Origin of the sequence: uncultured Paraglaciecola sp., from assembly GCF_963977085.1 — a bacterium.
Taxonomy (GTDB): Bacteria; Pseudomonadota; Gammaproteobacteria; order Enterobacterales; family Alteromonadaceae; genus Paraglaciecola.
Genome location: NZ_CAXBNC010000005.1, coordinates 298,731 through 311,421 on the forward strand (window position 1 = coordinate 298,731; position 12,691 = coordinate 311,421).

At 40.2% G+C, this 12,691-nt stretch carries 12 protein-coding genes; 4 read left to right on the top strand and 8 right to left on the bottom strand.

What is annotated here, in order from left to right:
* Positions 1–9: 9 nt before the first annotated feature.
* Genes AAC000_RS08690 through AAC000_RS08710 form a run of 5 tightly spaced genes read right to left on the bottom strand, consistent with a single transcriptional unit; the run spans position 10 to position 5,663 of the window.
* Positions 10–345 (bottom strand): DUF3240 family protein, encoded by a 336-nt coding sequence (locus AAC000_RS08690; protein WP_339721858.1) that lies wholly within the window; start codon positions 343–345, stop codon positions 10–12.
* Entirely contained in the window at positions 335–3,406 is a 3,072-nt protein-coding gene (locus tag AAC000_RS08695) for an efflux RND transporter permease subunit (protein WP_339721859.1), read from the bottom strand. Before AAC000_RS08695 ends, AAC000_RS08690 begins: the two co-directional genes overlap by 11 nt.
* Positions 3,407–3,664, bottom strand: coding sequence for a hypothetical protein (locus tag AAC000_RS08700; RefSeq protein WP_339721860.1), 258 nt, complete (start codon positions 3,662–3,664; stop codon positions 3,407–3,409). It abuts the gene before it with no gap.
* A 14-nt stretch (positions 3,665–3,678) separates the two neighbouring features.
* A complete protein-coding gene (locus AAC000_RS08705) occupies positions 3,679–4,449 on the bottom strand; it encodes a hypothetical protein (RefSeq protein WP_339721861.1) in 771 nt (256 codons plus the stop codon).
* Positions 4,446–5,663, bottom strand: a complete 1,218-nt coding sequence (locus AAC000_RS08710) for a TolC family protein (RefSeq protein ID WP_339721862.1) — start codon at positions 5,661–5,663, stop codon at positions 4,446–4,448. The genes AAC000_RS08705 and AAC000_RS08710 overlap by 4 nt, the downstream gene beginning before the upstream one ends.
* Positions 5,664–5,793: 130 nt before the next feature.
* Between AAC000_RS08710 and AAC000_RS08715 the strand changes: the two genes are divergently transcribed.
* Together AAC000_RS08715 and AAC000_RS08720 are read left to right on the top strand one after the other, a co-directional pair.
* Positions 5,794–6,342: a LuxR C-terminal-related transcriptional regulator gene (locus AAC000_RS08715; RefSeq protein WP_339721863.1), complete on the top strand. Its 549-nt coding sequence runs from the start codon at positions 5,794–5,796 to the stop codon at positions 6,340–6,342.
* Positions 6,343–6,790: 448 nt separating this feature from the next.
* Positions 6,791–7,696 (top strand): hypothetical protein, encoded by a 906-nt coding sequence (locus tag AAC000_RS08720; protein ID WP_339721864.1) that lies wholly within the window; start codon positions 6,791–6,793, stop codon positions 7,694–7,696.
* A 137-nt stretch (positions 7,697–7,833) separates the two neighbouring features.
* Here the strand turns inward: AAC000_RS08720 and AAC000_RS08725 are convergent, their stop codons facing one another.
* Positions 7,834–8,829 carry a bifunctional helix-turn-helix transcriptional regulator/GNAT family N-acetyltransferase gene (locus tag AAC000_RS08725; RefSeq protein WP_339721865.1) on the bottom strand — a complete coding sequence of 332 codons (996 nt, stop codon included), beginning with the start codon at positions 8,827–8,829 and terminating at the stop codon, positions 7,834–7,836.
* Between the two features lie 249 nt (positions 8,830–9,078).
* Here AAC000_RS08725 and AAC000_RS08730 point away from each other — a divergent pair, with 249 nt between their 5' ends.
* The gene (locus AAC000_RS08730; RefSeq protein ID WP_339721867.1) at positions 9,079–9,945 is read left to right on the top strand and encodes a CoA ester lyase; all 867 of its coding nucleotides are present in this window, start codon (positions 9,079–9,081) and stop codon (positions 9,943–9,945) included.
* Here AAC000_RS08730 and AAC000_RS08735 read toward each other — a convergent pair whose 3' ends face one another.
* Complete coding sequence (locus AAC000_RS08735) at positions 9,946–10,314, bottom strand: DUF4870 domain-containing protein (RefSeq protein ID WP_339721869.1); 369 nt, start codon at positions 10,312–10,314, stop codon at positions 9,946–9,948. It abuts the gene before it with no gap.
* Positions 10,315–10,386: 72 nt separating this feature from the next.
* The gene (gene rho, locus AAC000_RS08740) at positions 10,387–11,346 is read right to left on the bottom strand and encodes a transcription termination factor Rho (RefSeq protein ID WP_339721871.1); all 960 of its coding nucleotides are present in this window, start codon (positions 11,344–11,346) and stop codon (positions 10,387–10,389) included.
* Positions 11,347–11,715: 369 nt separating this feature from the next.
* On the opposite strand from rho, the gene moeB reads away from it, so the two are divergent.
* Positions 11,716–12,474 (top strand): molybdopterin-synthase adenylyltransferase MoeB, encoded by a 759-nt coding sequence (gene moeB, locus AAC000_RS08745; protein WP_339721873.1) that lies wholly within the window; start codon positions 11,716–11,718, stop codon positions 12,472–12,474.
* Positions 12,475–12,691: the final 217 nt, after the last annotated feature.

Here is a 12,691-nt window from a genome sequence, read left to right on the forward strand (position 1 = left end):
ACTCTACCTCTAGCTTGCATTTGCCTCCGTAGGTAAAGGATTTAAAGAGCCACTTTCAAAAAGTGGTACTAGCCAATAGTGAATATCAGAACCGCCGCAGACTATTTTTAGCATAGTCTTTAAGGTATCAAGTTGACGCTTCTCTAAAATTATTTCAAATCGATAAAAGGCTCTATGTCCCTCAACTTGTTCACTAATATTAAAGTGACTGTGATTTCGACTGTAACCTTCAATCTTACCTAAGCTAAAGCCACTCACTTGCTCTTGACTAATTAAGGTATCGACAATCTCGTCTTTTAATTCAATCGGAACAATCAAAGTTAATAGAAGTTGATCATTTTGCATTATTTTTGTTCTCCATACGCATGTAAAACAGAGGCAATAGGTATAAGGTTGTAATGGTGGAGGTGAATAATCCACCAATAACCACAATAGCCAGTGGTTTTTGAATTTCAGCCCCCGGTCCACTGGCAAATATAAGTGGTGCTAGTCCAAACATTGCGGTTGTAGCCGTCATTAATACGGGACGCAGTCGTCTTATGGAGCCTTCTATTACTCGTTGTGAAATGTCAGTAATAGTGAGTTTGATTTGTTCAAAGTAACTCACCATTACGACCCCATTCAGTACCGCAATACCCAGCAGTGCAATGAACCCTACTGACGCCGGTACTGACAAGTATTCTGAAGATATATACAAAGCTATTACGCCACCCATTAACGCAAAGGGAATGTTCAATAAAATCAGCAATGCTTTAGGAAGCGAGCCAAATGTTGTAAACAAAATCAGCAGTATTAAACTAAGGGCTATAGGCACTACCATTAACAAGTTGTTAGTTGCTCGTTGTTGGTTTTCAAACTCACCACCATAGGCAAGTGTGTAACCCGCAGGCAGAGTTAAATGGCTATCAATCAGTAGTCGTAGCTCGTCCACATAACCCACAATATCCCTGTCGATTACATTGCTGGTGACGACTGAAAAACGATTGCCATTTTCACGTTCAACCAACGACGGGCCTTGCTTTAACTCGAGTAATGCAATGTGTTCAAAGGGCATCAATGATCCGTCAGGCATTAAAATAGTCATGTTTTGAAGCTCGTGTAGCGTGGCTACACTGGTGGATAATTGTTTATTCATGCCTAAAACAAGGGGAGTCTTTTTCTTGCCTTGAATGATCTTGGAAATTTCAACTGATTCAAATTGAGCTCTTAGATAAATGGACATATCGTCTACTGTCATGTCGTATTGCATCGCTATTTCTGGTTTTAGACGAACGTTTAGAAATTGTCCTCCTTCTATTATTGCGGTATTGACATCAACGCTACCTTCAAGGGTTTTTATGAGTTGACTTATCTGTGACGCTAGTTCGGACAAAGTGTTTATTTCAGCACCAAACACTTTGACAGACACATCGCCAGTACTACCCGTTAACATCTCTGATACGCGCATTTGAATGGGTTGGGTAAAACCAAAATTAATACCTGGGAAGCGTGATAATACGGAGCGGATATCTTCAATTAACTCTGCTTTGGAGCTGAAACGCCATTCATCTATAGGGAATAACTCCATAAAAATATCGGTTTCATTCAAACTCATAGGATCTAGTCCAATTTCATCTGAACCTACCCGTGCAACAATTTGTTTTATTTCTGGGACGTTTTCTAACAATGCTTTTTCAATCTGCATATCCAATTCTGTTGATGAACTTAGAGATATACTTGGTGATTTTTCCAACTGAACTATGATGTCGCCTTCATCCAAGACGGGCATAAAGGTTTTACCTAAAAGTGTAAAAAGGCCAACACTGACAATCAGGACCAAAATGACTACGACTATTAATGGCATTGGTTTGCTTAAGGTCGATTCTAAACTCGCTTGATAGTATTGTTGAATTTTAGCCACGAGTTTTGGCTCTTTGCTGGCTTCAGTTTTCAATATAAGTGATGCAATGGTGGGCACAAGAGTTAGTGACAACACCAAAGCACTTAGCATTGCAAAAACAATGGTTAAGGCGACAGGAGTAAATAGTTTACCTTCTAGGCCGCTTAGACTCAGTAGTGGCGAAAACACAATAACAACAATAATGGTGCCAGACACTACTGGAATAGCTACTTCTTTACACGCCCTAAATATCAAATGTAGTTTAGGTAGCTTGCTGTTCTTGGCTAATTGATTGACGACATTCTCAACGATCACCACAGATGAATCTACAATCATACCTATAGCTATCACCAATCCACCTAAACTCATAAGATTGGCTGAAAGACCATACAGATCCATTAGTATAAATGTGGACAAAGCAGCAAAGGGTAGGGACAGTGATACAGTGATCGCAGCGCGAATATCACCCAGGAAAAACGCTAACAGTAAAATAACTAATACAACGGCGGCTACTAGTGCGGTAGTGATGGTGCCTATTGCGGTATCAATTAAATTAGCGCGATCATAGAACACATTAAGCTTGGTGCCGCTTGGCAAAGAGGGAGCAATCTCTGACAGTTTTTGTCTTACTCCGTCCACAACTTCGGCCGTGTTGGCATTTTTCAATGAGATTACAATTGCTTCTGTGGTTTCAATCCCATTTCGAGTGACTGAACCGTAACGTGCTAAATGGCTAATACTGACTGTTGATAAGTCTCCTAAGCGGTAAACGTTTCCGTTGGCAGCATGTACAACCATTTTTTCCAAGGATGTGATTGAGTCAATGCGGCCTTCGGTTCGTAAGATAATTGCGTCGTTACCTATGTCCAGTCTACCAATGCTGCCGTTGATATTATTTGCTTGAATGGACTGAGATAGTAATGCAACGCTTACCCCCGCATTTGCCATTTTTTGTGGGTCTGGGCTGATTTGATAGGTCTTTGCATAACCGCCTAGGACATTTACTTCCGCCACACCGTTTACTGTGCGCAGCAAAGGTCTGATTTCCCAATCTAATAATTGCCTGCGCTCCATCAGACTCATGGCTGGATTTTCCACGGTAAACATAAACATTTCACTAAGGGGAGTACTCATCGGCGCTATACCACCCGATATTCCTGTGGGCAGTGAATCCCAAACATTAGCAAGTCGCTCCGTGACCTGCTGCCTTGCCCAGTAGATTTCGGTGCCTTCTTTAAAATCTAAGGTGATATCTGTAATGGCGTATTTGGTGGTTGAACGCAACATCTGTTGTGCAGGTATGCCCAGTAGTTCCGTTTCAATAGGTTGAGTAATCTGTGCCTCAATCTCTTCTGTGGTCATACCGGGGGCTTTAATAATGATTTTGACTTGTGTTGGTGAGATATCAGGAAAAGCATCAATTGGGATGTTGAACCATGCATTTAAGCCAAAAAAAACAACGGCTAAACCTAGAACTAGTACAAACAAGCGCTGGGTAAGGGTAAATCGTAATAATCGAGTTAACACTTATTCGCTCCCTAAGCCCAAAAGTACACCTTGTACGGCACTGACAGATGATACAAGCACTTCTATCTTGCCCTCTGTTAATGGGTTATCACTTTGTTGTAGTTGAACAATGTAGTAGTTAGCGTCTGAGGAGAGTAAGTTGACTTGAAGGCTAACCAACATCGAGTCTTGTTTCACAAAAATATACTGGTCTGCATCCCAACTAAAAATAGCTAGTTTAGGCACTCTGTAGGCAATTTGAGTATAAAAAGGCGTCACCGTAATTTGTTCACCTATTCGCCAATTGCATGTTCAGGTAATGGCATCGACCAAGCGGCAACATATGCACCGCTACTTACGGCTTCGATTTGCGCTATTTTAAGTTGGCAATTGAATGAGGTTAAATAAGAAAAGTTATTTACTTTGTTAGATGGAACAGCAACTTTTAAACGAATGGCTGCTTTAGGGACAAACTGAGCAATATTGTCTCCTGCATTTATGTTTAATTCTGAGCCCTTTAAAAATAAGCCTTCAATGGGAGATCCCAAGGTGATCGCATCTTGCTTTTCATCAACATCAATTAAATGTTCAAAAAAGTGTTCATATTCTTCATATGCAAGCTGTGCAGCGTAATAAGCTTGGCTAATATCTATCCAGCGTTGCTCATCTATGACCTTTTGGGTATACAAAGCTTGGTTACTTTTAAATTGAGATTCCGCAAGTTTATAAAGCGACTTTTTTATCTGATATTCAGTGTAAAAATGAAATACTTCTGCGCCTCTGATTATCACAAATGGTTGATTTTTCTTTAGTGTTTGACCTTGGGATACTAAGTACTCGGTTTGCTGCACATCTGTTGGAGATTTAAGGGTAAATGACATACCTGGCATTGCCTCTACTTTTGCTTTTAATTGGGTGCCAGGATAATGTTCCACTTTTTGAATGAGTTCTGTTGATAGTTCCAAGTCGCCCAAGGTCGCTATATTCACTTTTAGCTCGCTTGCACTGACTGATTTGAAAATTATCAGGGAGAAGATAATAAATAAACACGATGTCAAACTCATAGTGGAATTCCTGCGATTTGTCTAAGTGTGGAGTTAAGTTGCTGAATTTTTATTTGATTCAATGCGTAACTTGATTGGATATCGATAACCTCTAACATGCGTCGTAACAGCACATCATGTTGCAAAGCATTTGAACTGGACATCGATTCAGTTAATTGTTCTATTTGCTGGCTAATCTTTAAGGACTCAGCGAGAAAGGCATGCTGTTTTTGTAATAGTTGCAACTCATTTAGCGCGCTTTTAAGCGCTAATTGAATCGTTAGACCTGCTTGATCGCGGGCCAGCTGGTACTCCTTCATTGCGTTAAAGTAACTAGTGTGTGTGGCCTGTGAAGAATTGCTGGTAAAAGATAACGGAACATCCACTGCCAGACCAATTTGATTATCAACAAAGTCAGGGGAGTCGACCTTTTTTGCGGATATTGAAACATGCCAAGGTGTTAGTGACGTGTCGGTCGCTTTTAGTAGCTTCTTTTGTTGCTGCCATGCGGCATCAAGAGACTTTATTACGGGGTGCTTTTCTATAACTTGGGGGTCATTAACATAAGGTGGTTCAGTGAGCTTATTAGGCAAAATAGTCAAACCGGTCAATTCTAAATAGCGGTCTAGCCAATTTTTTGCTTTATGCTGATACTTCAACTTTTCGATTTTTGCATCTAATAATTCTTTTTTAATGGTTAACAGTGGATAGAGTGAGACGGTATTGGTGTCATAGCTATTTTGAAATTTTTGCTGCAATTTATTAAGAACGGATAGCTTATGATCCGCTTTTTCCATCAGGAGATAATCTACTTGGTAAGCGCCTAGTGTTTCTCGGATAAGCATAGAGAAGTGTAGCGCCACCTCAGTAATTGTATAGCTGTTGGAATTGTTCTGACCTTGGACAAGTTGTTGCTCAAGATTTCTTTGTTTATTGGTTTTTAAGGGAAGGTTAAGCGTAATTTCAGCTTCATCCGAGCCAAAATTTTCCTGACTTTGCATAAAACTAAATGACAAAGACGGATGATTAGCAAACCAACTCGAATTCTCAGCGCTCGCGGCTGAATCAAGTTGATTTTTTGAGTTAGGATGATAGTGTTTCTCCATTGCAGCCTGCAAGGCATCGGTTAAACTAATTTCTTTGCTCTTCACTGAGTTCGACATCATTGAAGTCGACGCTAGCGCAATACCCATCAATACACGCATCATAACGAGTGGCAAAACGTATAATTTCATATGTTGCTCTTTATGCTTCAATTACCTGATATAACTATGTCATTTGTTAGTAGTTTATACATCGAACATATGTGATATGAATCAAGTAAGTGCTTAAAAAATATACGTTAGAAGGGAGTTAAGCTAGTAGATGAAAGATAAAGTAATCACTGTTGTTTTATTCTGTGTCATGTTGTTAAACAGTATCGATGTGTTTGTGGATATTGGACTTGGAGTGCCCCTCGCTCACGTGATCCAAGAATCAATGATTGTCATAATCTCAGGGTTAGCCGCGATTTTTTTGATTTTTGACATGCGCAAACGTTCAACAGAATTGGATAAATTAGCGAATCAGCTTAAAAATGCAGATACACAAATCCATTCACTTAATGACAAAATGAACAAGGAACGGAGGCATTTTAGTGAAGTCATCAAACAGCAATTCGAAAAATGGGATTTGACTAAGGGAGAACAACAAGTCGCCTATTTGTTGCTCAAAGGATTAAGTCTAAAAGAGATATCTGTGGTGAGAAATACCAAAGAAGCAACAGTGCGGCAACAAGCCTCAAGTATTTACTCAAAAAGTAATTTGGAAGGTCGCCATGAATTTTCAGCATGGTTTAAGAGGACCTTTTTATGGAACCTCCTATTTAAAGGAGGTCGAGTTTGGATCATGGTGCTTCACTCGCAAAAGAGTTAGGTATGGGAGCCACTGGTAACGCTAACAGCAAAAAATAGGGTATGAATATTTTGGTCCACCGCTAGTGAGGATTGGTCACTTGCAGTACTGAGAACACTGATTTACGCAAAGTTAATGCGCAACAGGCGGGTTACTATACAAGCGAAGGTTTTGAGTTTAATGGTGACAAATAGTTTCCTATGTCTTTGCCAGAAAACGTGCAATGTTTTGCAGTAGAAGCAGCGCTATTGAAGTAATTATCAATCATATGTAATTGCTAAGCGACCTCTTGGTTTCTCAATAATTGAAAATCTGGTTTTAGGCTTAACACAGGGAATTGAATTCTGAAACAGTCAGAGTTAATCAGTATAAAAATTCAGGACTCGTTGTAAAAATCAAATAAGAATGGGTTGTTTTTTATACTGCGACAATATTTACTTAAATATTTCACGAATAGGGAACAGAACTAATGACGTGTAAAAAAACCAAACCAAACAGAACAAGCGCACTGGGAGTGGGCGTCTTGTTAATGATCTTCCTTATCAGTAGTTGTGAAATTGAAGCTGCCCCCGTAGCGCAATCTCCAAGCGACGTTTCAGTAGCCGTTGCAACTCAAAATAACTCAAATGCGTCTAGCGTACAATTATGGGAAGGTGTTTCCGCTGGCTATACAACTCAGGGAGATCCAACAAAAGAGGATGTGGCTTTTCTTATCGTTTTAGGGCATGTTCACGCTGCTATCGGTAGGGCCAATCACCATGAAAAGGAAGTGGGCATGAAAAACCCTTTTACCCCGCAATTATTACAAGAGTATGGGGTAATCGACCCTTTTGTGAGTGGTCAATCCAGCTCTAACTTGTCGTTACAACCCTTGTTGTCAACCATAGCAGCGCCAGAGACGTTTTCTATACTCATGGATCAATCACCTGCTACCCGTCAACAACGCAATACAATTCATACTCAATTGAAAGCTTTGATTTTACGAGTTGATGCAATAGTGAATGAGCGTTTCCCTTCGATTCACACGTCTGCATTAGCTATGTCTGCAATGTTTCGCGAAGCAGCGCTACGGTTAAGAACAGCTTTGTCAGAGGAGGGGAAAATTGTAGATACTGCAAATTATCGAGATGCATTACAGCTAATGGAAGCCTCGTTACGGCTGCGGGTAAACAAGGCCATTATGTGTGATCGCAGCCGTAACGCGATAAAACAATTGCAGGGCCGCGGCCCATTGGGTGATCTATTAGACCGATTGATTATTGTGTCCACGTCTGGAACTGTTAATGCGAATGCAGGAGACGTATTTGATGCGGCACATAAACTGGAATTACTTGGCACTAACTTGCCAAATGACGATAGCGATGTTTGTCCATGAGTAAAATCGTTAAAGAGAATTACAATTTAACCCCGTAGCCATGGCGGTTAAAAATCCAGTGAATTGACTAATTATTCACTATAAGTTAATTGCGACGCAGCGCTTAGACCATAAGTTTATCGTGAGTCGCTGCAAGGTTAGATTGTTGAATCAGGCCCAAGATACAACATGGCGACGTTACAACGTGCGTAGTTTTTCCCATAATCCTGCATAATAGTTTTGTCATGAACAAAACCATTTTTTTCGTATAAATGTATGGCAGCTTCACATTTTGCGTTAGTTAACAAAAACAGTTTTTTGATATCGAGTGTCTTGGCTTCACTCAATACATGTTGTAGCAAAATTTCGCCTACTTTGAGTCCTCTTGCTGATTTTAGTACCCCCATTTTGGTCAACTCAAAATTGTTGTCACCTTTATTCCAAAACGCACATGTACCGACAATTCCTAGGGTTGGATGCTCGGCAAACCAAATCTTGCCGCCTTTGTTGATGATGTAGCTTTGTGGATCTTCGAGTACTTGTTTGTCGATAGTTTCTAACACAAACATATCGTCAATCCATTCTTTGTTAATGGTTTCAAAGTGATGGGCAAGGGCAGGTTTAAAGGGTTTTATGATGACTTGAGTCTGTAAGGCTGTTTGTTGGATATAACGTCGCGTGCGGGTCAGTAAAGATTCACTGGAAAAGGATTTTTCGAGCAACAGTAAAGAACGATAAAAATCATTATTATGTTCAGTACATAAATCTGTGGCGGCCTGTTGAACCGCATCCCAGACAGGTTTCATTTCTTGTAAACGCTCGCGGCCTAGTGTGGTTAAAGTCAGTATCCGTTTACGGGAATCAGATTGATCTTTAGCTATCTTAATTAACTTTTCTTTTTGTAACTCTTTACAAAACTGACTGAGCGCTGGCTGAGATAACCCCAGTAAACTGGATGCTTCTACTATGGTCAGTATTTGTTGATTTTGATCTTTTGAGTCCAACAAAGCCATTAAGGTGAACCATTTAGGATTAATGTTGATGGCAAACTCTTGGTAAATATCAGATGCGCTGGCTAACATTCGCTCACTCATACGTTTTAGTCGACTGCCGAGGGCCAATTCTGCCAGTTCATTTAAGAAGTCTTGTTGCATTATTTTTGTCTTAGGGAAGTTACATAGTTAATTATATAAGCGCTTATGTAATATGCAAGAATAATGCAACAAAATGAATAGACTATTAAGAGACAAATCATAAAAAATTTAATCATTAATTTTATAACCATTATATATTGGGGCAGGTGAATGACTATAAACAAGATTTGTAGGTCCTTTATCAACAGAGGTATAGTGGTAACCCAAAGTCATAATTTCTATAATCCACACTTTTTGAGATCCTGAACAATGAATTTGCCCCCATATTGGCGCTCGCTATTATTTTTACCTGCTCATAACCATAAATTTGTAGAAAAAGCCCATACAAGAGGGGCTGATGCCTATATTTTAGATCTTGAAGACAGTGTACCAAAGGCACTCAAGGACGCCGCAAGGAAACAGCTCAAGGCTACATCCTTAGTGGTATCACAAGGCGGTGCTGATGTACTGGTGAGAATTAATGGGCCGCTTCGATTAGCGATTCGCGACTTAGAGTGTGCCGTTAGCAATTCAGTTAACGCTATTGTTGTGCCAAAAATCACAAGCGCAGTTCAAATAAAATTGTTGGCTGAGGTGATTGAAGAGCTTGAAGTCGAACTAAATATGCAAGTGGGGCATACGGGTATAGTTGCTCAAATTGAAGATGTCAGTGCGTTGCCGCATTTGGATGAAATTGCCACAAGCTCGCCTAGGTTGTTAGGGATGACAATTGGCTCTGAAGATTTTGCTGCTTCAGCCGGTATGGAGCCGATACCAGAAGCATTATTTTTGCCCAATCAACAAGTGCTGATGGCGTGCAGAAGGGCGAATATTATGCCTTTAGGGTTTCCGGCATCTATTGCCGATTATAGTGATATTGAGCGCTTCAAAGAAACAATTAGCTTAGCCAGAAAACTGGGTTTTGTTGGTGCTTTTTGTGTGCATCCTTCTCAGGTAAAGGTTTTAAATACGGGGTTTATTCCTTCAGAAAAAGAGATTTTACACGCTCGAGAGCTGATTGAGTCTTTTGACATTCATGCCAAACAAGGCAAGGCTGTTTTCCAGTTTCAAGGAAAAATGGTTGATGCACCCGTGGTTGCTCGCGCTAAGAGCGTATTAAATAGAGTGCGGTCGTAGTTAAACTTTAAAGAATTTAATACTTAAGGGGTAAACCCATAATTCACCATCATTCGCTTTGACCGCTGCGATTATGGCGAATATTAAATTCATAATGACTAATACAAAAAAACCTAACATACCTATTATGACAATCCACAAGACTATGCAGACAAGCGAATAGATGAATAAACTGATCATCCAATTTAATGTGACTTTTCCATGCCTGTCTATGGTTTCATTTTTATCCTTATTGGTTGCCCACATTACAATAGGTAAAACAAATCCTAAGCCAGGCATGATGATACTAGCCAGTTGACTCAAATGAAGTAACATACAGTAGGTATTTAATGGCATTCCCCAATATTTGTCTTCTGGTAGTTCGCTCATGCCTATCTCCTTAATTGTATTTCTAGTGACTTTCACTTTGAACTACATTTAGTTAATTTTAAAGGTATCAGTTCAATTTTTGGGCGTAAAATAATTTAACAACTCGGTATTGGTTGGATATTTCTCAAGTAACTCGACTAGTGTTCTCGCGCCTTCTAAAGGTTTAAGATGGCTAAGTGCGCGTCGCAACCATCTTATTTTTTCAATATCCTTGGCATCTAAAATAAGTTCTTCTCGCCTAGTGCTACTTTTAGCAATATCCAAGGCAGGGAAAATACGCTGTGCAGCAATCTCCCGCGATAACACAATTTCCATATTACCTGTACCTTTGAATTCTTCAAAAATCACCTGATCCATTTGGCTTCCCGTATCAACTAGTATGGTAGCAAGGATCGTTAGGGAGCCACCATTTTCTATTTTTCTAGCTGCGCCAAAGAGTTTTCGCGGTATTTCTAGGGCTCTTGCGTCAAGACCTCCAGACATAGTACGTCCGCTGCTCTTTTGTGTTGCGTTATGTACTCGTGAGAGTCTGGTGAGAGAGTCGATAACTATCATGACATCGTGACCTTCACCCGCTTCTCGGCGGGCGATACGTAAAAGGTTATTAGCCACACGCACGTGTTGTTCATAACTTTCATCTGTGGATGAGGCATGGACTTTTGCTGGCACACTACGTGTAAAATCAGTCACTTCTTCAGGTCGTTCATCAATGAGTAGGGCATAAAGCTTGATATCGGGGTAGGCTTTGCCCACAGCTTGGCAGATATGTTTTAATAAAGTGGTTTTTCCGCAGCCAGGTGGCGCAACAATCAAACCACGTTGACCCATTCCGATTGGCGTGATCAGATCCATCGCACGGGTGCTGAGTTGTTCAGAACCTGATTCCATGGAAATACATTGGGTAGGATTGATGGCTACGCCCTTTAAAAAACGCTTTTCTGGATCATCAATTGGGACATCCTTGACCACCTCATCAACTTGTTTTAGGTCTTTATGTCTTTTGACTTTCAAAGATAATATTTTTCTTGTCATGATATCGCTTTATACGGCTAGAGAAATAGATGCTTTCGGGGTTTTTGGGCTAAATTATCATAGGAGTCATATTCTTGGTTAACAACAAGTTGCGCCGCAAACGGGGGGAAAAGTTCTGCTATTGGCTAAAGGTGTATAAATGTTGCAAGTCCTATAGCTCGATAATATAGCAGACCAAGGACGATGACCACTTTGATTTCACTTCCTCCTATCTCTTTGTTGTTTTCAGGAATTTTTATTAAGGAATCTTAATTCGATTTAGGGTGCTTTCTGTTCGTTATCTACCTTTTCTAAAAATTTGAGCATTGCGAGAGGTGCATTCAAGTGGTACAAATCCATTCTTGTTAGCCATTAAATTAAAATTGCGACGTGCCTAAACAATTACTCACCACTGAACAAGCCATGCGATACAACCGCCAAATAGTGTTGCCTAAATTCGATTTAGAGAAACAAGAAATTCTCCTCAATGCCAAAGTGTTGGTGGTTGGGGTAGGCGGTTTGGGTTGCGCTGCGGCGCAGTACTTGGTTGCTGCCGGTGTGGGTGAAATAACCTTAATAGACGATGACAAGGTAGAAAAATCTAATCTGCAGCGTCAGATTTTACATGGTGAGGCCGATGTTGGTATCAATAAGTGTTTGTCTGCTAAGGCATCACTTGAGCAAATGAACAGTGATATCAAAATACATGTCATACAAAAACGTCTTAGGTTAGTTGATTACCAAGAGCTAATTGAGCCACTGGATATAGTGGTAGATTGCACTGATAACTTGGCGAGTAGAAATACCCTTAATCAGGCATGTTACCCCTTAGGTAAACCTTTGGTTTCAGGTGCTGCCATTCGTATGGAAGGTCAGCTCATGAGCATAATACCCGCGAAACATTCTGCTTGTTATGCCTGTATAAGTGGCTATTTTGGGGAGCAAAATTTAAGCTGTGTGGAATCGGGCGTGATGTCACCAGTAGTAGGTGTCATTGGCGCTATGCAAGCATTAGAGGTGATTAAAATACTGTGCGATTATGGCGAGTCCAATGTTAATAAATTAATGATGTTTGATGCCATGGCTACAACTTGGCAAACATTTAAGGTATCTAAAAAAGTTAACTGTGGCGTGTGTGGTTCAGCCTGATTCACCTAAACCTGAATCATCGTATTGTAAAAAAAAATAATAAATCAACATTTTAAGCATATCTGTAAGAGTGCTTAGTGCCATTTCCCGACAGTCATGTCTCGCTTGCCGAGTTAGCGTTTATAACAGATTGCAGACGGTAATAATTTACAAGTTATTACACGTCATTCCCGCGAAGGCGTAATACTGATCGTTTAAGAACTGATCACTTGAATCA

What these genes read in the sequence shown, in the direction of transcription:
- AAC000_RS08735 (WP_339721869.1), bottom strand. Translation starts at nt 10,314, where the DNA reads ATGAGCGAACTACCAGAAGACAAATATTGGGGAATGCCATTAAATACC.
- AAC000_RS08710 (WP_339721862.1), bottom strand. Translation starts at nt 5,663, where the DNA reads ATGAAATTATACGTTTTGCCACTCGTTATGATGCGTGTATTGATGGGT.
- AAC000_RS08705 (WP_339721861.1), bottom strand. Translation starts at nt 4,449, where the DNA reads ATGAGTTTGACATCGTGTTTATTTATTATCTTCTCCCTGATAATTTTC.
- AAC000_RS08725 (WP_339721865.1), bottom strand. Translation starts at nt 8,829, where the DNA reads ATGCAACAAGACTTCTTAAATGAACTGGCAGAATTGGCCCTCGGCAGT.
- AAC000_RS08730 (WP_339721867.1), top strand. Translation starts at nt 9,079, where the DNA reads ATGAATTTGCCCCCATATTGGCGCTCGCTATTATTTTTACCTGCTCAT.
- AAC000_RS08690 (WP_339721858.1), bottom strand. Translation starts at nt 345, where the DNA reads ATGCAAAATGATCAACTTCTATTAACTTTGATTGTTCCGATTGAATTA.
- AAC000_RS08715 (WP_339721863.1), top strand. Translation starts at nt 5,794, where the DNA reads ATGAAAGATAAAGTAATCACTGTTGTTTTATTCTGTGTCATGTTGTTA.
- rho (WP_339721871.1), bottom strand. Translation starts at nt 11,346, where the DNA reads ATGACAAGAAAAATATTATCTTTGAAAGTCAAAAGACATAAAGACCTA.
- AAC000_RS08720 (WP_339721864.1), top strand. Translation starts at nt 6,791, where the DNA reads ATGACGTGTAAAAAAACCAAACCAAACAGAACAAGCGCACTGGGAGTG.